This window comes from Streptomyces sp. NPDC037271, assembly GCF_055603605.1.
This window is the reverse complement of record NZ_JBVJVN010000007.1, coordinates 20,819-42,237: the sequence shown is the minus strand read 5'-3', so window position 1 is coordinate 42,237 and position 21,419 is coordinate 20,819. Positions and strand designations below refer to the sequence as shown.

Annotated in this window: 9 protein-coding genes and 3 pseudogenes; 8 read left to right on the top strand and 4 right to left on the bottom strand. The window is 67.3% G+C overall.

Features of this window, described 5'->3' with window-relative positions; genetic code table 11:
* Positions 1-195 precede the first annotated feature (195 nt).
* Positions 196-603 (top strand): hypothetical protein, encoded by a 408-nt coding sequence (locus ACZ7G3_RS15050; RefSeq protein ID WP_470925845.1) that lies wholly within the window; start codon positions 196-198, stop codon positions 601-603.
* A 1,110-nt stretch (positions 604-1,713) separates the two neighbouring features.
* Here the strand turns inward: ACZ7G3_RS15050 and ACZ7G3_RS15045 are convergent.
* Positions 1,714-2,061 (bottom strand): annotated as a pseudogene (locus ACZ7G3_RS15045) (MBL fold metallo-hydrolase); the annotation flags it as partial.
* Positions 2,062-2,425: 364 nt separating this feature from the next.
* Here ACZ7G3_RS15045 and ACZ7G3_RS15040 point away from each other — a divergent pair.
* From ACZ7G3_RS15040 to ACZ7G3_RS15020, 5 genes and pseudogenes are all read left to right on the top strand, one after another.
* The gene (locus ACZ7G3_RS15040) at positions 2,426-2,740 is read left to right on the top strand and encodes a trypco2 family protein (RefSeq protein WP_217167315.1); all 315 of its coding nucleotides are present in this window, start codon (positions 2,426-2,428) and stop codon (positions 2,738-2,740) included.
* Positions 2,740-4,905 (top strand): VMAP-C domain-containing protein, encoded by a 2,166-nt coding sequence (locus ACZ7G3_RS15035; protein ID WP_426558056.1) that lies wholly within the window; start codon positions 2,740-2,742, stop codon positions 4,903-4,905. Before ACZ7G3_RS15040 ends, ACZ7G3_RS15035 begins: the two co-directional genes overlap by 1 nt.
* Positions 4,902-5,897 (top strand): AAA family ATPase, encoded by a 996-nt coding sequence (locus ACZ7G3_RS15030; RefSeq protein ID WP_426558054.1) that lies wholly within the window; start codon positions 4,902-4,904, stop codon positions 5,895-5,897. Before ACZ7G3_RS15035 ends, ACZ7G3_RS15030 begins: the two co-directional genes overlap by 4 nt.
* Positions 5,898-5,901: 4 nt before the next feature.
* Positions 5,902-7,332 (top strand): annotated as a pseudogene (locus ACZ7G3_RS15025) (SAV_2336 N-terminal domain-related protein); the annotation flags it as partial.
* A gap of 288 nt (positions 7,333-7,620) precedes the next feature.
* The gene (locus ACZ7G3_RS15020; protein ID WP_470926129.1) at positions 7,621-8,274 is read left to right on the top strand and encodes a response regulator; all 654 of its coding nucleotides are present in this window, start codon (positions 7,621-7,623) and stop codon (positions 8,272-8,274) included.
* Positions 8,275-8,314: 40 nt separating this feature from the next.
* On the opposite strand, the gene ACZ7G3_RS15015 is transcribed toward ACZ7G3_RS15020, so the two are convergent.
* From ACZ7G3_RS15015 to ACZ7G3_RS15005, 3 genes and pseudogenes are all read right to left on the bottom strand, one after another.
* Positions 8,315-12,880, bottom strand: a complete 4,566-nt coding sequence (locus ACZ7G3_RS15015) for an AAA family ATPase (protein ID WP_470925842.1) — start codon at positions 12,878-12,880, stop codon at positions 8,315-8,317.
* On the bottom strand, positions 12,877-13,755 hold the full coding sequence (locus ACZ7G3_RS15010; RefSeq protein WP_426558050.1) for a hypothetical protein: 879 nt from the start codon (positions 13,753-13,755) through the stop codon (positions 12,877-12,879). The genes ACZ7G3_RS15015 and ACZ7G3_RS15010 overlap by 4 nt, the downstream gene beginning before the upstream one ends.
* Before the next feature lie 397 nt (positions 13,756-14,152).
* A pseudogene (locus ACZ7G3_RS15005) lies at positions 14,153-14,500 on the bottom strand (MBL fold metallo-hydrolase); the annotation flags it as partial.
* Between the two features lie 951 nt (positions 14,501-15,451).
* On the opposite strand from ACZ7G3_RS15005, the gene ACZ7G3_RS15000 reads away from it, so the two are divergent.
* Positions 15,452-18,676, top strand: a complete 3,225-nt coding sequence (locus ACZ7G3_RS15000) for a helicase-related protein (protein WP_470925840.1) — start codon at positions 15,452-15,454, stop codon at positions 18,674-18,676.
* Entirely contained in the window at positions 18,673-21,399 is a 2,727-nt protein-coding gene (locus tag ACZ7G3_RS14995; protein ID WP_426558678.1) for a DUF1156 domain-containing protein, read from the top strand. The genes ACZ7G3_RS15000 and ACZ7G3_RS14995 overlap by 4 nt, the downstream gene beginning before the upstream one ends.
* The last annotated feature ends 20 nt before the right edge of the window (positions 21,400-21,419 follow it).

The following is a 21,419-nucleotide window of genomic DNA, read 5'->3' as shown; positions in this document are numbered from 1 at the left end:
TCGGCGATCCGGTCATTCCGAGCAGCCTCATGCTGTGGCGGGCATGACTCGGGCGACGTGCTCTGCGCCGAAGCGGTGCGGCTGACTCCCCTTCGAGTGCCGGCTGCCCAGGACAGGAGGAAGCCCATGCCGATATTTCGGGTGACGTTGAGCCACAGGGGCGCCAGCTCCTCGGTGTTGGACATCGCCTCCCAAATGAGCATCGGCACTACTGCGATGGAGATGCCCGAGGTCAGCGCGATCCGCCTGGCTGTCGTCAAGCGCCTCTGTCCCCGGGCCGTGCTGGGCGAGAAGGCGCAGCCGCACAGCCAGCCCGCGACCACCGCCGCGAGGAAACACGGAACGATGATGGACAGGTACGGCCGCTCACCGTCCTCCGATATCAGCGAGGCGAGAATTATGACGGTAGACAGAAGACCGAAGCATCCCCACGCGCCACAGGCCGCGCTTGCCTCCGTCGGCTTGGCCGATATGATCGTCGAAGCCTCCGGTGAGGGGAATCGCGTACTGTCCGACGTCGATCGAGTCGGGATGCGTCGCGCCGATCCTGTGGAGCGTTCCGGCCTGCGCACGGCGGCTGAGGGGTTCCGCCCGGTCCAGTAGGTTCGGGTGTGCCGACGTACGTACGTCGTTCGGCCGTTGGGTAGGCGGCGCTTGTGGCCGCGCACCGACACGGGGGTCCTGCGTTTTCTCGCCACTCGGTTCTCCCCGGACGGACCATGGTTACGGCTCCCGGTGGAGCCGTTCCTCCCGAGGTACTTTATATTGCAATGACTTCGGTGGTATTCGCAGGTCATGCCCTGTCCAGCACGGCCGTGAGACCGTCCGAGCCGCAGACGGCCAAGGGGTGAGGAGCATTGTCCGCCCGGCCGCCTCCTGTAACGCTCTTGCCTCCGAGAAACAGACATGCCCAGGTCATGGGCCTCGTTGGGCAACCCGATCCGCGGGTCACACGGTTCACCGGGTGTGAGAGCCAAGGCGATGGCACGGGCGCGACGGCGGGAGCATGAGCCACGCGATGGACAACAGCAGCAGCGCACCGGACTTGGAGGAGTTCGCCGAAGGGGGCGGCTCGCGGTTGCTGCGTACCGCGTGACTGCTGGCCTGCGACACGCACCTGGCCGAGGACCGGCTGCAGACCGCCTGGCGAAGGCGTGGCCTAATCCGGAGGCCGCCGACCCGACAGCCGGACCACCGGACGGCCAGCGCGCGGCACCAGGCATCAATCGTCCCGGCCTCCCGTGGGGTCTCCGGCGGCCTCTCGTACCCGCCCGGGCGGAACGGTATCTCCGGGCGCACAGAGGACCGGGGCCACTCGATCCCGGCCGGTCCGACAACCGGCCCGTCATAGAGGGTTATCGCCTCCCCTGGCGCGTTGAGGGGTACGCCGGCGACACGGGAGTCTCGGCTTCGGGCCAAGGTGACGAGGCAGGCATGCGCCGCACCCTAGACGCTGCCACCGACACTGGCCGAGCAGTGCGGCCGAACGCTGCCCAGCCAGGCCCCTCCCGCAAGCTCAGCGCTCCATATTGCGCGTTCGGACAACAACCCGGGACGGGCCTTCAACGGACGGCAAGGGCCTGAAGTGCTGAGCAGTGGCTTCACGGTCCACGCGAGGCGCTCCGTCCAAGGCTCGCAGCAAACGATCTCGCTCGTCAGCAGGGAGACACTCCAGCATCCGGACCATCTCCCCAAGCTCGTCCCCGACCGGCCTCACCGCTCCCCCGCGAGGTCGAGATCACCCCTGCTCCTCTCGGCCATACCCTCAGTGATCCGGGGACGACGCCACGGATGGGCAATCGGACCGGACACCGCCCGCCACCACGCCTCCACCGGAAGCTCCCCCGCCGGCTCGAACGGCTCCCCCGGCCGCGGGAACGCCACCGCCTGCCCGACCTCCTCGGCCGCGTCCCTCGTCCACTCCCCCGGCTCCGCCCACGGATGCGGAGCCAGATTGAACGTCCCCCAGTGGATCGGCAGCAGCACCCCACCCGGAGCGCCTCCCTGCAGGTCAAGGTGGGCCTGAACCCCCTGCGCAGGCGTCATGTGAATGTCTGGCCACATGCCGGGCAGCGGCGTATAGTCCGTGTGGTTCTTGGGCCAGAAGTCGTTCTTGGTTCTTTCAGCCCACAGTGACTCGATGGCACGTGAGGCGCCGGCATCGACAGCCGCGTCCCGCTCGGCGCCAGGTGCGAGCAGTACGACATCCACTACTTGGTCCGGCCTCGGCTTGGCATGCGATCGAGAGTTCCGCCCCTGTTGGAGCTCGTGTCGTTGCACGGGAACGTCAGGCGACGTCGGAGCGCGGACCCGTTCCTACCCGCCAGACACGCATCCCGACGCGTCCGTTCCCCCGAAGCCGGGGCGCTCGGCCCCATACCCTTGGCAGACTACTCCGCAGGCACAGTGCGCGTTGGGGGTACGGATGACGGGGATCGGTCTTACCGCAGCGATCGAGGAACTGCGGCAAGAGCTTTATCGGGCACAGGACCTGGGGGCAGACCAGCAATTCGCGTTTGGCATCGAGGAGGCCGAACTGGAACTGCAGCTGGAGCTGCGCAACAGCGGCAAGGGGGACGGCAAGGTCAGCTTCGGTGTGGCGACCGTCGGCGCGGGCGGCGAGCACTCCAGCGTCCGCGCCCACAGACTGACGCTGAAACTTTCGGTCCGGGACCGGGCCCGCGGCGGCTCCAGTCCAGAGATCAGCGACACCGAACCCGGCTCCTGGGATGAGGAGTGATGGACCCGCACAGACTGGTGCTGATCCGCAGCGGGACCACGCGGCTGCGCCATCGCGTCGGGTCCGGCTATCTTGTCGCGCCGCGCCTGGTGCTCACCGCCGGACACATCCTCCAGGACCGCGAAAGCGGCGCCTACTGGGAGGAGATCCAGGTCAGAGTGGGACACCCGGGCCGCGGTGAAACGCTACGCACCGGCGCGGAGCTGATCTGGACCCATCCGCAGGACCTGGACGTCGCCCTGCTGCTCACACACGACAAGATCGACGTACCGGGGTCGGTCCGATGGGGCCACCCCGTGGGCACGACCCCGCTGCGTTACGAGGGACTGGGCTTTCCGCTGGCATCCGCAGAAGACGGTCGTGACGCCGAACACCTTCGAGGTGTCCTGCCTCCGCTGTCCTCCGGGGCTCGTGGCCTCTACGTGCTCGACCAGGAGTCCGCACCCGACCTTCGCGACGACGGCCGCAAGGCCTGGGGAGGCGCCTCGGGAACCGCAGTGTTCTGCGAGGACTACCTGGCGGGCGTGGTGATTCGCGACGACCGGTCCTACGGCAACCGCCGCCTGCGGGCCCTCCCGGCGCATTGCTTCGTCCAAGACGCCGGCTTCGAAGCACTCCTGCGGCGGTACGCCGACGGCCCACCCCGCCTGACCGAGATTGGCGCCGCCCTCCCGACGGCTCAACCCGCGGCGGAACGCAGCCCGGCCGAGCAGGAGACCGAACGGCTCCTGTGGTCGGTGCTCGGCGGCCGGAGGACGTACGCGGCACATGCCCGCGACCTCGCACGGCGGCTCGGATATAACGTCTCCGACAGCCACGAACCGACCATGCCCGACCTCGCGGCACTCGTGGCAGCCCATCCCCGCGCCCTGCCCGCCCTGAGCAGCACCCTGACCCCGGCCCTCACGGGCGAGGACGAGCGCACCCGTCTGACGGACGTCCTCACCCGCGCCCGCGCCGGCGGACTGTGCCTGCTCCTGTCCCCGGACGAGTACGAGCACTTACTGGAACTGCTCTGCGGCATCTGCAAGGAGCAGCCCGCGCTGATACCTCGCGCCGCCCGCGAGGCCCTGCGCTTTGCCTGGCTGCCCGACCCGCTGAACCGCACGCATCTCTGCGTCGACGATCTCGAACACGTTATCGAGCACCTGGAGTCCGTCTCCGACAGCGAGCGCGTACCAGACGGCACACCGCCCGTACCAGCCCTGCTCCGCCTAGTCGAGGTTGTAGCCGCCGCCCTGGGAAGGGGAGCGGGCGCGGAGCTGCGCAGCTGGTCCGATCAGGTGGCCGCCCGGACCGGCATCCATCCGGCGGCGCTTGCCGAGCGCCGCACCGACGCCGGCCGCTGGGCCGCCCGGCAATCCTCCCCCTTCTCTCGCGTCGTCGTCGAAATATCCCGCGCGCGGACCGAACCGCGTGAGAGCTACTACTGCCGCATCCTGCTCGCCCGCGCCGACGGCACGCAGACCCCCCTCAACGAGGCGGAAAGCGCGCCGCGGACACCCGAGGGAGTGGCCCAGCGGGTGCGCGACGCCGTCGAGGTCGTCGCGGACGAGCTCGGCCCGACGGCCGTGCCCCACGCGACGGTTCTGGTGGACCGCGACAGCCTCCAGCTACCCATCGACGAATGGAACCCCGGGGCGCCCAACGAGTTCGTGCCTGACCAGCCGATCGGCGCCGAGTTCTGCCTCACCCTGAGCTGCCCGGAGATGAGCGACCTGGTGCGGGGCAGAGAACGTGAGCACCGGCGGCGCTGGGAGAGCGGACACGCGGCCGCGTTAGTGGTCGACGACGAATGTGTCACTCGCCCACGGCTTAGGCGCCTGCTGCAGACCACTCACCGTGATGCCACTCAGGTCGTGCTCCACGGTTCCCCGGACCAGCGGGACGCACTACTCGAACTCTGCCTGGCGCTCGGCGTCCCGGTCGTCCTTTGGGACAGGAGGGCCGACTGCCCTGCGGACGCGGCCGGGCTGCAACAACTGGACCCCACCGGCTCCCTCGCCGATCTGCCCGAGCGAGTCCGACTCTTCCGCGGGACGGCCTTCGACGAGCCGGAAACGTTCCCGGCGCGCCCCGCACTCGTATGGGAGGAACACGGTCGGCGACCGCGGCCCGAATTACTGACCCTGCAGGATCCCCCAGAAGGAGCCCACGCGTCATGACCGTCGCAGAATCCGCTGCCACCGGCCACCCCACCCCATCCGGCGACGGGAACTGGCGGCTCTTTCGGGGCGACGGAACGGCCCGCGCGGTCACCTTCCCGCCCGCACCACCATGGCGCCGGCTCCGCACAGAGGAGCCCGACGGCTCGCGGACCGCACGCCCCCACCCGTACCTGATCGACCCCGACGACGCGGACATCGTCAACGCCGCCCTCCACCTGCGCCGGCCTCTGCTGGTCACGGGACACCCCGGTACCGGAAAGTCCTCCCTGGCCCACGCAATCGCTCACGAACTCGCCCTCGGCCGTATCCTGCACTGGCCAATCAACAGCCGCTCCACCCTGCAGGACTCCCTCTACCACTACGACGCGATCGGCCGACTGCGGGAAGCCAACCTCCGCCGGGACACGGACAGCTCCGACCCCGGCATCGGCCAGTACGTCCGGCTCGGCCCCCTGGGCACTGCGTTGCTGGCCCGGGACCGGCCCAGGGTCCTACTCATCGACGAACTGGACAAGGGGGACGTCGATCTACCCAACGACCTGCTCACCGTGTTCGAGGAGGGCGAGTTCGAGATTCCGGAGCTCAGCCGCCTCCCCGAGGAACACTCCACGGTCCACGTCCAGACCGACGACCCTGACGCGCCAGCCCCAATTGTTCGAGGCCGCGTCCGCTGCCCTGAGTTCCCCGTCGTGGTCATCACCAGCAACGGTGAACGCGAATTCCCTCCCGCTTTCCTCCGACGGTGCGTCCGTCTCGACCTGCCCGAGCCCGACGAGGAACGGCTGCGGGACATCGTCGCCGCGCACCTCGGCCACGAGGCACTTCACGACATCGACGGCCTGCTGGAGGAGTTCCTCGGCCGCCGCGCACCCGGAGAACTCGCGACCGATCAGCTCCTCAACGCGGTCTTCCTACGCAAGGGGGGCATCGATCTGGACGCCGGCCGACTGCTCGACGCCGTTCTGCACCAACTAGGCGGGGCGGTATGAGGGCATGCTCGGACGTCTGAGAGAGATCCTGGCCAGGAGCGGCGTCGACCTCGCCGACGAGGAACTCCTCGACGTCCTGTGGCTCGCCAGGAACCTGCCGGGCGACGTCGATCCGTTGGCGCGACGTCCGGCCCCGGCCGCCCCCTCACGGCAGGTCGCCGAGCATGGCGAGCCCCGGGCCCCCGACGCGGACGATGCCGTGCAATCAGGTGCGCACCCGCCGCCGGACGTCGCCTCGCACCGCCTGTTCCCGCTGTACGCGGCCCCGCGAGGGAAGGGGAGCGGCAGGCCGGAGCCGACCCTGCACCGGGCACACGCCGTACGCACGCCGGGCCCTCATGTCCTGCCCAGCCGTCATCTCACGCTCGGCAAGGCGTTACGGCCGCTGCGGCAGCGGCTCCCCGATCGACGCCGTCAGGAACTGGACGTGGCACGGACGGTTGATGCCATGGCCGAGACGGGCCTGCCCGAGACCGTGACGGGTGCAGCTCGTAGCCGCTGGCTGTCTCTCGCCCTGCTGATCGACGACGGCGTGTCCATGGTCCTGTGGAAGCGTCTGGCCTCCGAGATCCGCACACTGATGGAACGGGCCGGGGCTTTCCGCGACGTCCGCGTCTTCGGACTCAATACCCGTGGTTCCCACGCTCCGTTGCTGAGCAACCGTCCCTACCACCAGCAAGGTCCCTACCTTCCGCCGGCCGCGCTCTGCGACCCCACCGGCGCCACCCTTGTCCTCATGGTCAGCGACGGCGTCGGCGACGCCTGGTGGGACGGCCGGATGAGTGAGGTGGCGGCCATGTGGGCCCGCCGGCAACCCACCGCGATTGTGCAGGCGCTGCCCGCCCGGCTCTGGGCTAACTCGGGCGTCATGACTCGGCCGTGGCACGTCACCAGTGTCCGCAGGGGCGGCCCCACCACCGCTTGGCACGTCACCGACCTGAGACTGCCGGCGGATCTGGTCGCGTTCGACTCTGTCCCCGTTCCGGTGCTTGAACCCACACGGGCCTCCGTCGGTGACTGGGCCCGGCTGGTCGCCTCACCGAGCGCGACCGCGGTGCTGCCGCTGTGGGACATCGGGCGGTACGTCACCCAATCCTGGCGCGCCGGAACCCGGCAGGTTACGGACGCTGAAGCCGTCCTGCGCTTCCGCGACGCGGCCAGCCCGGAGGCATACCGGCTCGCAGCCCACCTCGCAGCCGTGGCGCCCGTCACGCCCTCAGTCATGCGCATGGTGCAGGAGGCCCTGGGCCCTCCGACGGACACCGGGCACCTCGTGGAAGTCTTTCTGGGCGGCCTCATGCACAACGCCGCTGCTGACCCCACCGGCAGGTCGCCGCAGCCAGAGTTCTTCGACTTTTCCGCCGACGCACGGAGCATCCTCCTCGGCACGCTCCCCGCCCGCGAGCTGCTGCGCACCACGCGTCTCATCGCCGACCGCCTGGCAGCGTGGGTCCGGCACTCACCGAGCTTCACCGCCTGGGTGGCGCATCCGGGAGGAGCCGCCGCCGTCGGCGCACCCGAACGATCGTTCGCCCATCTGGAAGAGCGGCTACTGAAACGCCTTGGCGTCGCCACGCACATCGACACCCCGACCACCGACCGGCCTCCCCCGACCCCGCGGCTCCCGGAACCCCGGGAACAGGAGGGACCGCAGTCACCTGCGGCTTACCGGACGGCTACCAGGCTCCCCGCACCGTCCTCCGCGGCGGACACGAAGGTCAAGATCCTTTTGGTCGATGACCAGCCGGAGAACTTGCTGGCCCTGGAGACCGCCCTGTCCGCGCTCGACCAGACACTCGTCCGCGCCTCGTCGGGCGAGGAAGCCCTCAAGGCGCTGGACGAGGACCAATTCGCCCTCGTCCTACTCGCCACCCAGATGTCGGGAATGGACGGCCACGAGACCGCCACACACATCAAGCGCCGATTGCGGACTCGTGACACCCCGATCATCTTCATCAGCGCGTACGAAATGGGTACCCACGCCACCTTCCGAGGGTATGCGGCGGGTGCCGTGGACTATGTATCGCGGCCGTACGAGCCCTGGGTGCTGCGCGCCAAAGTGACCGTATTCGTCGACCTGCACCAGACAAACGTGCAACTGCGCAAACAGGCAGCCTTATTGCGCACCGGGGGCGCGACCGATCTGCTGGCGCAGCTGTCCACCCTGCTGTCCGACGCCGAGTCGCAGGCACACGACCTGACCGGACAGCTCCAGGCACAGGCATCGAGCGCGACGGTGAGGACCACGGCCAACCGCCTGGAACGCGCGGTCAGGAGCCTGCGCCAGGTATTGCAGGGTGCGTTGGAGCTGCAGGAAGAACTTGGTGCCCCGCCCGCCCCGGCTTCCCTACACTCACCACGACATCGAGACCAGTGAAGGCAGCCCGGCCGCGCGGGGCATTTCCAGCGCGCTTGATTTACAGCCGGACCGAGACCACGGCAGCGCCCGCCGTTCCACCGAAGACGAGCACCGGCTCGGCGAGCTTTGGATCGTCCCACGCGGGCGGGGCGCAGAGCGATGTCAGAGCAGCACCAGTAACGATTCGCGTCAACTCCTCCCCCGTACGGGGCTCCCACACCCGCACAGTGGTATCCCGTTGACCCACCGTGGCGAGGAGGGGTGGGGCGGTGGGCGAGGCCCGGAAGCTCGTAATGGCAGTCACCGGGCCCTGATGGCCGCGCAATCCGGGAAGCGCCTCCTGTCTCAGTGCATCTGGAGACCAAAACCGAACTATGCCGTCGGAGCCGCCGGTGGCGAGGAGCACAGTGCCGTCCTCCGCCGTCCAAGTGGTCAAGCAACCTACGATGCCGATGCGGGAAGGAAGGCGCCCCTCGGAAGGCTGCCCGGGACGGCAGAACCGTACGGCCGCAGCGGATGAGTAGGCCACGATCGTGCCTTCCGCACTCGGCAGGGCCACCAGGGCGCGGATCGCATGTGAGGCGCGGACGACGGGCCACGGCTCTCCGGTGGCCAGATCGTGGAAGGACACGGTGCCAGAACTCGTGCCGCTGACTACGAACACCTGGTCCCTGCCATCCACGCCAAAGGTTGTCAGCGCACGTATCGGTGTCAGATCGTGTACTGGCCTCGACAAAAACGTGCGGGTCGGATCAGGCATGCGGAACCATCCATTCTCTTGGTCCCAACGGACGATGCCGCCGCCATACGTGCCCGCGATCACGGATACCGATCCATCGGGCCACAGGTGGCTGGTGACAGCTGTCAGTCCTTGGAAGGCCACCTCTTCGGGCAAGTGGATCTGCTGCCGCACTTCCCCAGTCACGACTGAGGTGACGTTCAGAGAACGCAGCGACTTCGATCTTAGGAGGAGGGCCGTATCTCCCCGCGCGGGGAACGGCACCATGATCGACCCGTCACGCGGCTCTTCTTGGCGGTTGCTTCGCTGTAATAGGGGGGTGGAAGGATCCCAAACCCGGACAGCGTGATCGTCGGACCCAGACACCAGCCTCGGGGCCACTTCCCCCGCATCAAGGACGGTCAGGCCCTTGACCCTCTTGTCGTGGTTGGCGGCGAAGTCGCGCACTGCCAAACCGGTTTCCGGATCCCAGAGGCGGACGCTCCCGCCCCGGCTGGGTCCCAGAGCGAGCAGTGTTTCCGTGCGGGAATTGCGTCCGACAGGGTACAGGCAGATGGTCACAGCAGACTCGCGAATGACAGCTGTAGCGTTCTCCTTGCCCGTCCACGCGTCGTAGTTGCGCACGCGCCCCGTGGAACGTGAGGCTGCGGCCAGCCGCGGACGACCATCACTGCCGACGTACAGGGCAAGAGCCGAAACTCCCCTGCCCTGGCCCCCCACCTCGCTGACCAGCGTGAGCGACTCGGCATCGAGTACTTCGACCGTGCTCCCTTCTCCGCCGAGAGCGATCAGAGTCTGGCCGGTAGGGAGCTGCAGCGCGGCAAGGGCCTTGATGGAGTCACCCCACATCGTTGCGCGGGGTGTTCTGGACAGCACTTCGCGTGCGAGGGGGTCACAGATCACCAGGCCCTCGGCCGTGCCCAGCGCCAACCTGGTGCCGCCGCCCGCCGCGGAGAATATGGCTAGCGCGTACACGGGGGCCGACACTGGGAGATGGTCGACGTGGCCGCTCTGCGGATCGTAAAGCCAGGCCCCTTTTGCGCAGCCGACCGCAAGCAGTGGCTCTCCCCGGCGGCCGGCCAGCACGGCCAGAGCTCGCGCATACGGACCGCGTCGTACGGGCAGCCCGAAGTCGGTTCCGGTGAGCGGATCCCACAGGCGGACCTCGCCGCCGCTGTCCCCTGCCGCCACGAGGACAGTGCCGTCGGGCAGGGTGAAGGAAACGAGCGAGGAAACCTCTGCCTGGGTGCGACCCAGCAGGTTTCCAGGCACTCGCAGCTCGTTCCACCGCGGGACGACACGCCGATGTGCTGGTGCCACGTCGTTCTCGCTGCGCGCGGTCGGCGTGGCTTCGCCCTCCGTCGGATCCTGCGTATTAAGTGCGGTGCCGTCGTATTCGCGGACCATGCCGAGAGCAGCTAGGGCCAGGCTGTCGGCGCGTGCCGAGGGTGGGGCATCGGCGAGGAAGGGCTCGATGCGTGCCCACGAGGCCAAGTGCAGGGTACGGCGCGTGGGGTTGGCCGGGAGCCCGAGAGCGCCCCGTACGGTGCCGCTGGTCTCCCAGGGAAGGAAGTGCGCTGGAACGTGGCTGCTGTCGAGGACCTTGGCGGCTGCGGCGTGAGCCACCAGGTGGCGCCGCAGATAGGGGTGCGGGGCGATCTGGTCGCCCGCACGGGGAATGAGCCGCTCAAATGCCCTGACTAGTGCCCGGTGGCTGTCCGAGATCTCCTCGTCCGAGAGCCTTTCACGCACGCCGTTTTCCGAGGCCCCAAGGAGTGTGCGCGGTGCGTAGCGGAGTGTCTCGCTGATCCGCTCATGCACCGGCCGGTATACGGTCCGGCCGTCCTCGACCGCGTTGGTGAGATAGCCGGAGAGGCGGCTATCCCACACTTTCCGGATGACGTCATCCGGGTCGGCGACGGAGGTCGGTGAAAGGCAGCCCACGGCGGCTGGCCAGATGTCGGCCCATGGCAGGCCGGCCCCGTACGCGAGCGCTGTGGCGCGCAATGCGGACATGAGTTGCTCAGCGGCCGTGGAGTGCGTATCGGCGACGTCACGGAGGTCTTCCCGCAGGAGGGCTTCGGTGCCCTCACGCAGGGTCTTGAGCCACTCGGGGTCCTCCGGATCCGGCAGGATGCATCGTGCGCGCAGGCGTTCCGCCGCTATACGGGCGTCCAGGAATGAAGGGGTCACTTCCCGGGCCACCGCCTCCGCCAGTTTCGCGTGGCGGCCGAGCGGCGGAGCCGACGGCACTTCCCCGTCCTCCTGGCCCGCATACGGTGCTCCCAACAGCGCGTGGACGTACGGGGCGATGTCCTGCGCGGTGTCGGGGCCGTCTGTGCGGATGGGGGCACTGGTGGCAGTGGCCCGGACCAGCAGGTCGAGGAGGTCTGGGGTCTGGGCACGCAAGGCGGGAGCCTCAACAGCGGCTGAGGTGTCGGGACGGGTACTGCGGATGCCGAGCAGCAGCCGGACGGCAGGGCGCTCGTCCGGCATCCGGAGATCTGCCAAGGGACGCAGCAGGTCTGTGATGACGCGTGTTGGGTTCTTGGCTTCGTCGATGCCGTCGATTACCAGGGTGAGCGGCTCGCCCCGGTGTCGCGCCTCGCTCTGCAACAGGTTCCGCAGTCGAGTGAGGTGTCCGCTCACGGGGCCGCCGGCCCTGGACGGGATTCCTTGCCCCAGGTCGGCGTCGAGGGCCTCGCAGAGCGCCTGGGCGAGCTCGTCCGGGCCGGTGTTGCGGGCGAGGACGGCAGCATCCACGGCCCCTTCCGGTACCTGAAGTTCTACCGGGATCTGAGTGACCAGCGCGCGGTACATCTCGTCGGCCCGGAAGCGGGTGTCGCTCAGGGTCACGGTGCGGGCAAGGAGGGCAGACTTCCCGGAACCGGCCACGCCGGTGACAATCAATACGCCTTCTGTGCCGGTCAGGAAGGCGAGGATGCGCTTGACGAGCTCGGTACGGCCGGTGAAATACCAGCCCGGATTGTCCGGTTCGGAGGTACCTGCGGCGCGGGAGAGCCAGAATGTGTCGAGCTGGGCGCGTGTCCACCCGACCTGGTGGGCGGAAGCCTTCAAGACTGGTTCGTTCCCTGTCTGGCCGGGGTTGGGCAGGCAGGGGCTCAGCTGTGCTTGCGCCCTCTCTGTAGAGGCCGAGGGCGTGGGCCAGGCGTACACGAGGTCGGTCATGGTGCTCTCCTCGAACACCTCTATAACGATGCTCTTCCATTCTTGCCAACTTAGGTGCGACTCGGCGAAGCCATTGGTCTTGTCCTTGCAGTGTGCCCGCACTGCCCGCAGGACGTTGGCGAAGGCATTCAGGCTGGGCGTGCTCTGCTCATTCCCTGCGACGAGGACCACCAGCGAGGCAAGGGCGCGGCGCTCCTGCCGCAGACCCCTCAGCGTGGTCTTGAGCTCAGCCTCAAGCCGACCCGAAAAGCAGGAGTCCACTATCACCAAAACGTGCGTGGCATGGGAGTCAAGCACGGTGGTGATGATCTCAGCAGTCGGGAACGCGGTCGCGTACGGCCTGTCCACGTACGTGTCCCGCAGTTGCAAGAAGTGCTGAGGAGAGTTCGTCGGAGCCAGCCCGTGCCCGGTGATATAGACGACAAGGGCTTCGTCGTCATCCGCGTTCCCTAGGTCCTCCTCCAGGAGGAAGGTGCGCAGGTCGCGCAAGTCGTGAAGCTGCTTGGCCTCGGAAGGCTCGAAACGGCGCTCGTCATCGAGAGAGGGATGTGCCCACCAGTCCTTCACCGCCGTCACCTGCGCGGTGATCGCCTTTCCGAACGCCTCCTGCTCGGCTGCAGATCCGTCGTCGTACTCCGAGACCGCGATGACAACGAGGCGGCGGGCGAAGGTATCCGGGGCTGGCGCGCGTGTCACGGTCGGCCGCCCACCACGGCGCGAGCCACGGGCACGCTGCGGAGATAGCGCAGGGCACTATGCGGATCGCCAGTGCCATTGTTCACCGGAGCTTCGGTGAGTTCCCGCGCGACGGCGGACAGGCTCGCGCCCCCGGTGATGAAGTCGTCGGGGTCAAAGACGTTGACCCACCTGATGCGCGAGTCGAGCTGGAGGGGTGCGCCATCGGTGAGTCCCATGAGCCGCCGCACGGCGGGTATGCCCAGCGGCGAGCCACAGGTCACCAGCGTGTGCAGGTCAGAGCCGGGCATGCCCGCAGCACCGAGCTCCTTGCGGCGGAGCAGATCGTAGGCGATGACACTGCCGAGCGAATGACCGATGACCACGGCAGTATCCAGCGTGAATCCGTCCCGAACGAACGCCCGTACCTCGGCGGCCAGGGCTGGCCTGGTGAGGTAGTAGCGCACCTCCCGCAAGCGCCGGACGAGGAACTGCACGCCGCCTCCCGGGAAACGGTGGTCATAGGCCATCGCCAGCCGGGTCAGACGCGGCGACCACAGCTTGGGAAGCCCCAACGTGGCCAGGGGCCGGGTTTCGGCAAAGGCTACGTCCTCGGACCGTACAAGGTCGGTGAAGGCCTCGGCAACGAAGTCCTCTTCGGCTGCCTCCATCGGCACTGACTGGCTGAAGAGGTCGTCCTCGGGACCCAAACGGTCTGTTCCCCTCGCCAGGAGTGCCGTCCAATGCGGCACCACGAGGGACACCGCGCAGGCTGCTATGTCGGGCAGCGAGTCAATGCCGCGCTGGAGCGCTCGACTCCAGTCGGCGGTCAGTCGATGCCCAGAGGTCTTCGACTGCCCGATTCCGTGTACACCGACGACCTGTACTGTCTCCACGCCTTGGCTCGCCCCGCTCCACCGTGTGCCTGCCTGCAAGCCGCGGATGTACTGTTGTCCCCCGGCTGAAGGCCATTGTGCTGCATACGATGCGGGCATATGGGCGCTTCACACGTCATGCGCCGCACCAAGACGCTGCCTCCGACATTCTCCGAGCAGTGCGGCCGAGCGCTGCCCAGCCTGGGCTCCATCTGGCTAGTTCAGCGCCCCAAGATGTGTGTTCGGACGGCAACCCGAGATGAGCCGTCTAGGGACGGCAAGGGTATGAATCGCTGGGCAGTGGCTTCACGCTCCACGCGGGGCGTCCCGTCCAAGGCTCCCAGCACACGGTCCTGCTCCTCAACCGTGAGACGTTCCATCATCCGAGCCACCTCGCCGAGCTCGTCCCCGACCGACGTCATCGCTCACCGGCGAGGTCGAGATCACCCTTGAACGTCTCGGTCGCCCCCTCAGCGATCCGAGGAAGCCGCCAAGGGTGCGCGATCGGACCGGAGACCGCCCGCCACCACGCCTCCACCGGCAGCTCCCCCGCCGGCTCGAACGGCTCCCCCGGCCGCGGGAACGCCACCGCCTGGCTGACCTCCTCGGCCGCGTCCTTGGTCCACTCCCCGGGTTCCGCCCACGGATGCGGAGCCAGGTTGAACGTGCCCCAGTGGATCGGCAGCAGCACCCCTCCCGGAGTGCCTCCCTGCAGGTCAAGGTGGGCCTGCACCCCCTGCGCAGGCGTCATATGAATGTCTGGCCACATGCCAGGCAGCGGCGTAAAGTCCGTGTGGTTCTTGGGCCACATGACGCTCTATCAGGCTTCAGGGCCGCGACCCCCTGCTGCATTGCATCAACCGAGTTGAGCTTCTGGAGCAGGTCCAATACCTGTGATCCTGCCGGACCCGGGGCGGTGGCGCGGACGCGTCCGCACAGGTGGATGCCAGCGATGGACAACGTCCGCATGATGCCGTTGGCTCGCTTCTCGTTGCCCCGCAAGCCGTTCGCGCAGAGCCCGGCGGACACTCGTGGGCAGCCGTGGGCGCTCCCAGAGTCGCCGTACACCTCGCAGTCGTTCATCGCCATCGACAGTCTTCTTGGTTCCTCCGAACCAAGCAGATTCAGTACCTGCGTGTGCAACGCTCAGGGCCGAGGCTCCGGACGAAGGAAGGTGGCGTTATGCGGGGCTACTGTAAACGCCTTGCTGCGGGACGGCTGCCGCAAGTCGTTCCAGGCCATGCCTCAATGCTGCCGGACGGCACCAAACAGAATGCTGCAGCAGCTCGTGAACCGGTCCACTTGGAACCGAGTGCTGGTACGCGACCGAGTCGGCCTTGAACTGCGGCAGCGGATGAGTCTTCATGACCACAAGATGTCCGTTCTCAGATCCTCATGATCCAGTGCCGGGTGTGTCCAGGATCGATGATCGACCCCTGTCACCTCCCCGTAATCTGGCTCAACTTGGTCGTGACAAGGCCCCTGGACTATGCAAGGCACCAGCGACAGGAGCTGCACCTGACATGCTTACGCGACCTTCGTATTGGAAACCCGCAGGTCATGCGATAACTTGACGGTTCGTTAGTCGACCGGGTTGGGGAACCGTAGGTGGTCGAGGGGGAGGGGGCCGGGACATGTCTTGTCCACGTCCAGTGAGTCGTCATGTGAGCATTTCCGGCAGCTGGGTACCGGTAAGCCTCCGGGCAGACACGTAAGCATGCAGCCCGAAGGCTTATTCGAGCGCGGCCAGAGAGTAAAAGTCCGAGCCGCCGGCGTGCCTGAGTTCGCCACGATCCGCTTCGCGCTGCCCGGAGACGAGCCCAGTTCATGGGACCTCATCCTCGTCGACGACGACGACCGACGCCACGAGGTGAATCTGGCGCCTGGAGACACCGAGACCGTGCGGCCTCTCGTCAGCGACGGCAAGGCCAACTCGGCCCGCGTGTTGGCCGCCATGTGGACCCAGTGGATGAACGCGGCGGCTACGAACGCCGAGTCCAGTGCAATGGCGGCAACGCCGCTGAAGCCGTACGCGCACCAGACCACCGCTGTCTACGGAGCGATGCTTCCGCAGCCCCTGCTGCGCTTCCTCCTGGCCGACGAGCCGGGCACCGGAAAGACGATCATGGCGGGCCTGTACCTCCGTGAGATGCAGCGACTCGGCTTGATCAAGCGGGCGATCATCGTCTGCCCAGCGAACCTCGCCACCAAGTGGGTGGACGACTTCCAGAGGCTCCTGGGCGGCGGACTGCGTCAGCTCACCTCGGCCACGGTGCGTGAGGACGCCGTGAACTCCAACGACCTGTGGGTGGTCTCTCTCGAGCTCGCAGCGGTGAACCCGGCAGTGCAGGACGCGATACGCCCGGACAAGGCCGGCTGGGATCTAGTCGTCTTCGACGAGGCCCACCGGCTGACTCCGACTGCTGCCGGCTTCCACCAGGTTGGACGGCTTCTGGCCAAGAACACCCCGCGGGCACTGCTAATGACGGCAACACCGCACCGGGGCAAGGAGTGGCTATTCCGACACCTGCTCCACTTAGTCGACCCCGAGATCTACCCGGATCCGGGCAGCGACCCCAACGTCGAGCTCAATGCACTGCGTCCCGGGCCCATCCACTTCCTGCGGCGGATGAAGGAGGACCTGGTCGACTACGACGGCACGACCCGGTTGTTCAAGGGGCGCACCGCGCACAACCACCGTGTCCCGCTGTCGCAGACCGAGTACGGCTTCTATCAGGCTGCGCTCGACATGGTCGACCGGTTCTTCCCTCCGGTGGCGCAGCCGCTTGCCCGCATGGTCTACGGCAAGCGAGCAGCCTCCAGCCTCTACGCGCTCGCCGAGACCCTGCGGCGGCGTCACGAGCACATGGGGGCGATGAGCGAGGCGGAGGCGGCGCTCATCGCCGATCGCGAGGACCACGGTGACGAGACCGAGGTCGATGAGGCGAAGGTGATTCACACGGTCTCGGCCTCGACCAGGGCTGAGCGGACCGCGATCAACGGCCTCCTGCAGCAGATCGAGGCAACGATCACTGATCCCCGCTGGCAACCGTCGAAGTGGAAGCGGCTCACCGACGACTGTTTGGCCGCCCACGGCATCCTGCCGGGAAACAGTGAGCAGGCCGTCATCTTCACCGAGTACGCGGACTCGGCTGAGTGGATTGCCCGGCGGCTCCAGGCCCAGGGGTACTCCGCCGAGCTGTACTCCGGCCGCCAGAGCAAGGTCGAGCGCGACGAGACCCGCAAGTCCTTCATGCGTGCCGAGTTCCAGGTGATCGTCACCACGGACGCCGGCAACGAGGGCATCGACCTGCAGGCCGCGCATGTGCTAGTGAATTACGACATCCCTTGGTCCCTGGTGCGCCTCGAACAGCGGATGGGACGCATTCACCGCGTCGGTCAGCAGCGTGATGTCTACCTGTACAACCTGGTCGCCGCGGACACCCGGGAGGGCGCGACCCTGCTCCGTCTCCTGGACAACTTCGTTACGGCCGCGAACGAGCTGCGCGGCCAGATGTTCGACAGCCTGTCGGCCGTCGCAGAGATCACGGGCGTCGACTACGACAAGTGGCTGTCGGACCTCTACGGCAATGACGAGGTGAAGAAGCAGCAGGCCATCGACGCAGCCCAGGCAGTCCAGGCCCAGGAACTCACCCGGGCGGCCCGGAAGGTACGGGACAACGAGCGCCGCCTTGCCAGCCAGGTGGACGCGGTCGCCGCACTGACGCTGCTCCAGCGTGACCTGTTCGCACGCATCAACCCTGCCATCGTTGAGGCATACCTCGACCGGCTCGCAGCCGCCGACGTGCTGGAGTCCGCACCGACTGCGGCCGGCCCCGGGTTCCGGCGGCTCACTGTGAACGGCAATACAAGTTTTCCTGTCACCCTGGGCGGACAGCACGAAGTTCACGTCGCGACCAGCGGCGACGCCGTACGCAACGCGTCCGAGAGCATCGACGTCGGAGGCACCGTTACCCTCGGCCCTGGCGAGCCCGGCTTCAGCGACCTGATCCACATGGCTGAGCATGCCCTGGCCGAAGACCTGTATCAGTCCGGTGCCTCAGCCGATCCCACCAGCCTTACGCCGTACGACCTGTACGCGTACGAGGCGACGATGACGGAGAGCAACGGCAACCGCGCCAGCGTGTGGGCCACCCTGATCAAGGTGGACGACAGCGGCAACGCACGGCCGGTCCGGTGGGAGTCCCTGGCCAATCTTGTCCCCGCCGAACAGTACGGCGGTGAACCACACCCTGCCCGGGAGGGCCACGCGCTCACAGCGGCCCGCGATGTTGCCGCCGCGACCGTCGCAGAGCACCGGAAGGTGCGCGCCGACTGGTTCGCCCAGGCCCGCCGCGACCTGAACAACCTGCCCCTGAGTCTGACGGACCGGATTGAGGACCGAGCTGCCCGCCTTGAGCTGCGGCGTCGGCTTCAGGCCCAGACCGCCCAGCGGCTCCAGGAACTGCAGCGGCTCGCGGACGTGCATCTGACCGAACCGAAGCAGATAGGTCGGATCCGCGTTCTGGCCACGGCGGACACCCGCGTACAGGCCGAGATCGATGCCGAACTGGTCTCCATGCGACACGTCCAGCAGCTTCTCGAGGACGACAGCTGGACAGTGGCCGACACTCACACAGAGGGCCGCGGATACGACCTGGAGGCCCGCCGCAACAGCCAGGTCCGCCATGTCGAGGTCAAGGGCGTGCTCGGCAGCGCGGCGAGCGACGGCATCCGCATGACCGGCAACGAAGTCCTCATCGCGACCCAGCACCGCAAGGAGTACTGGCTCTACGTCATCGACCACTGCGCCGACGGCAAAGGCCGCTTCTTCGGCGCCTACCAAGACCCCGCCACCCTCTTCGCGAACGTCATGACCGGGAACGCGGTGTTCCGCGTTCCCGGCAGCAGCCTCAAGAACGCCCCCGGGAGCAACGCATGACCCGAATGATCGAACGATGGTTTCCCAGCGCGGAGGTGTCGGCCAACAGCGACAAGGGATGGGGCTCTGGCAACAGCGAGATCTCCCTGTTCATGTGGTTTGCCAAGCGACCCACCGCACAGGCGAAGGCCGCCACAATATGCTCGCTCCTGCCGTGGCCAGACGACCCCGAAGAGCGGACGCGACTGCAGAACCTTGTCCGCGAGGCCATGAAGGGGCGCTACGCAGCCTGGGGTGAACTTCAGACCGAGATCACCAAGGCCAATCCTGATGAAGCGACCACGCTGGACCCGTTCTCGGGACGCGGCATGATTCCATTGGAGGCGGCCCGCCTGGGCGTCCGCGCCTTCGCCGTCGACTACAGCCCGGTAGCCGTACTCGCCAGCAACCTGCTCACGTCCGCGGCGTTCAGGGACTGGAGCGAGGAGCCCGAGCTCCCCTTCGGGAACAGCCGAGATCATCTGTTGATGTCTCGAACCGACCGACTGCTGGGCGACATCGAGTCACTCTTTGCGGAGATACAGACTCGCCACGCTGAAGCGATGAGCGATTTCTATCCCCGGCACAAGGGTTCCCTCCCCTGGGGGTACCTGTGGTCCGTAACCATCCCTTGCCAGGAATGCCACCACCGGTTTCCGCTCATCGGTTCCTACGAGCTGATGCCAGCCCGTGGGGACAGAGAGGCTATGTCGTTCCACATCGAGGCGGACAGGGCCTCTGGCAAGTGGGAAGCCGTCGTGACGCCAGGGAAGGCCACCCGAACGCCGTCGTTGACCAACACTGTTGCAGCCGGCAAGAAGATCGCGGGAAAGAGTGCGATCTGCGTGTTCTGCAACCACGTTCACCCACTTGCCGTGCACCGTCGACAAATGCAGGAGGGGCACGGCCTGGACGCATTGGTCCTCGCTGCAGACATCGGCCCTAAGGGCCAGAAGACCTTCCGCAGGCCTACAGATGCAGAGCGCGAGGCTGCCGCAGAAGCCGCACGAGCGTTGGTCGCAGAGGCCGCGTTCAGCCCGTTTCTGCCAGCAGTTCCGGATGAAGGCATCGCGCCAGGCAATAACAACATTATCGGTCCAAGCATCTACGGGGCCAAGACGTACGGCGACTTGATGGTCGACCGCCAGACCCTGTCGTACGTGCGGCTTGCCCGCGTCATCAATGAGGTCGGCGAGGAATTGGCCGCCGGCGGGCTGTCCGCGGAGTACGTGCGGGCACTGACCGGGTACGCGACCGCGGTCGTGGTGAAGAAACTGCGGCGCTCCACCCGCGGTGCCCGGTTCCAGAGCAAGGGCGGCGCGCAGGTTGGGGATCTATTCGTCAACGAAGGGTCGATCACCTTCTCCCACGACTTCTTCGAGGCAGGCATCGGCCATGGCCCGGGAACCTGGAAGTCGATCGCAGACAACGTCCTGGCCGCCTGCCGCAACCTGTTCTCCGATCTTCGCGGCAAGCCAGCTTCAGTGCAACGGGGAAGCGCCACAACCCTGGCCTTCCCGCCCCGCACGTTCGCCGCAGTCGTTACTGACCCACCGTACGACCAGATGATCGCGTACGCGGACGCTTCGGATCTCTTCTACGCATGGGTCAAGCGATGCCTCCACGGCACTTGGCCGGAACTCGTAGTCACAACCGATCCTCACGGTTGTCAGGACAAGAGCCAAGAAATCATTGTGAAGCGGGTACGCGGTGAAGCCCCAGACGAGCACCGCACGCGCGAGCACTACGACACCCTCATCACCGAGGCCTTCACGCAGATGCGGCAGGTAGTCCGGGACGATGGCGTCGTCACCATCGTCTTCGGCCACGGGGAACCCGAAGTGTGGCAGCGGCTGCTCCACTCGATCGAGCGAGCTGGGCTGGTAATGACCGGTTCCTGGCCAGCTAACACCGAGTCCGGTGGCCAACAGGGCAAGGCCAACATCGAGACGACCCTGACGATGGCATGCCGCCCCGCACCCACCGGCCGGCCGCCCGGCCGAAAGGGGGCAGTCGAGGCCGAGATCAAAGCTGAGATCAAGCAGCGCTATCCGGACTGGGAGCGGTGGGGCTTGGCCCCGGCCGACATGCTCATGGCGGCTGCCGGACCGGCGATGGAAGTTGTCGGCCGTTACAGCGAAATCCTCGATGCCAAGGGCGAGTCGGTCGACATCTACACGTTTCTTCCGCTCGCGCGAGCTGCCGTCCAGGAGGCGATGGCGGTCGAGATCGACCACCAGCCGCTGGAGACCTTCGACGCGCGCACCCGTTTCGCGTTGTGGTGGATCACGCTCTACAACCGACAGGTCCGGGCAAAGTCCGAACTACGCTGGCAGGCTCTGGCAGCCACGCTCGAGTTGGCTGCGATTCGTGATCTGGTGCCCGACGCGGACGGCGGTGTCCGGTTTATCGCCTCCCGCGACTTCAAGTGCAAGATCAGCGGAGAATCGGCCGTCATCGATATCGCCCTCGCGCTTGCAGCCGCCTCGGAGGAGGGCCTGCAGGCCATGGGTGAGGTGCTCGCGGCCGCGGAACACACGGCCGACGACACCTTCCTTTGGTCAGCCATCCAGTTCCTCGCGGACCGGCTGCCCGACAACGACCCGGATTCCGTCCGTTTCACCCGAGTGCTGCGCAACCGACCGGGCGTCATCGGGGCCGCCGAGGCCGCCGTCGCTGCGAACCCTTACGAGAATCCGCAGCTCGAACTGATCGAAGACTCCCAGTTGAGGCCTTCGCGATGAGGCTCCGCAGCATCCCCACG

Bases quoted from the DNA above. Each gene is read 5' to 3' on its own strand.
- ACZ7G3_RS15030 (WP_426558054.1), top strand. From the start codon at position 4,902: ATGACCGTCGCAGAATCCGCTGCCACCGGCCACCCCACCCCATCCGGC.
- ACZ7G3_RS15040 (WP_217167315.1), top strand. From the start codon at position 2,426: ATGACGGGGATCGGTCTTACCGCAGCGATCGAGGAACTGCGGCAAGAG.
- ACZ7G3_RS15035 (WP_426558056.1), top strand. From the start codon at position 2,740: ATGGACCCGCACAGACTGGTGCTGATCCGCAGCGGGACCACGCGGCTG.
- ACZ7G3_RS15000 (WP_470925840.1), top strand. From the start codon at position 15,452: ATGCAGCCCGAAGGCTTATTCGAGCGCGGCCAGAGAGTAAAAGTCCGA.
- ACZ7G3_RS14995 (WP_426558678.1), top strand. From the start codon at position 18,673: ATGACCCGAATGATCGAACGATGGTTTCCCAGCGCGGAGGTGTCGGCC.
- ACZ7G3_RS15050 (WP_470925845.1), top strand. From the start codon at position 196: ATGAGCATCGGCACTACTGCGATGGAGATGCCCGAGGTCAGCGCGATC.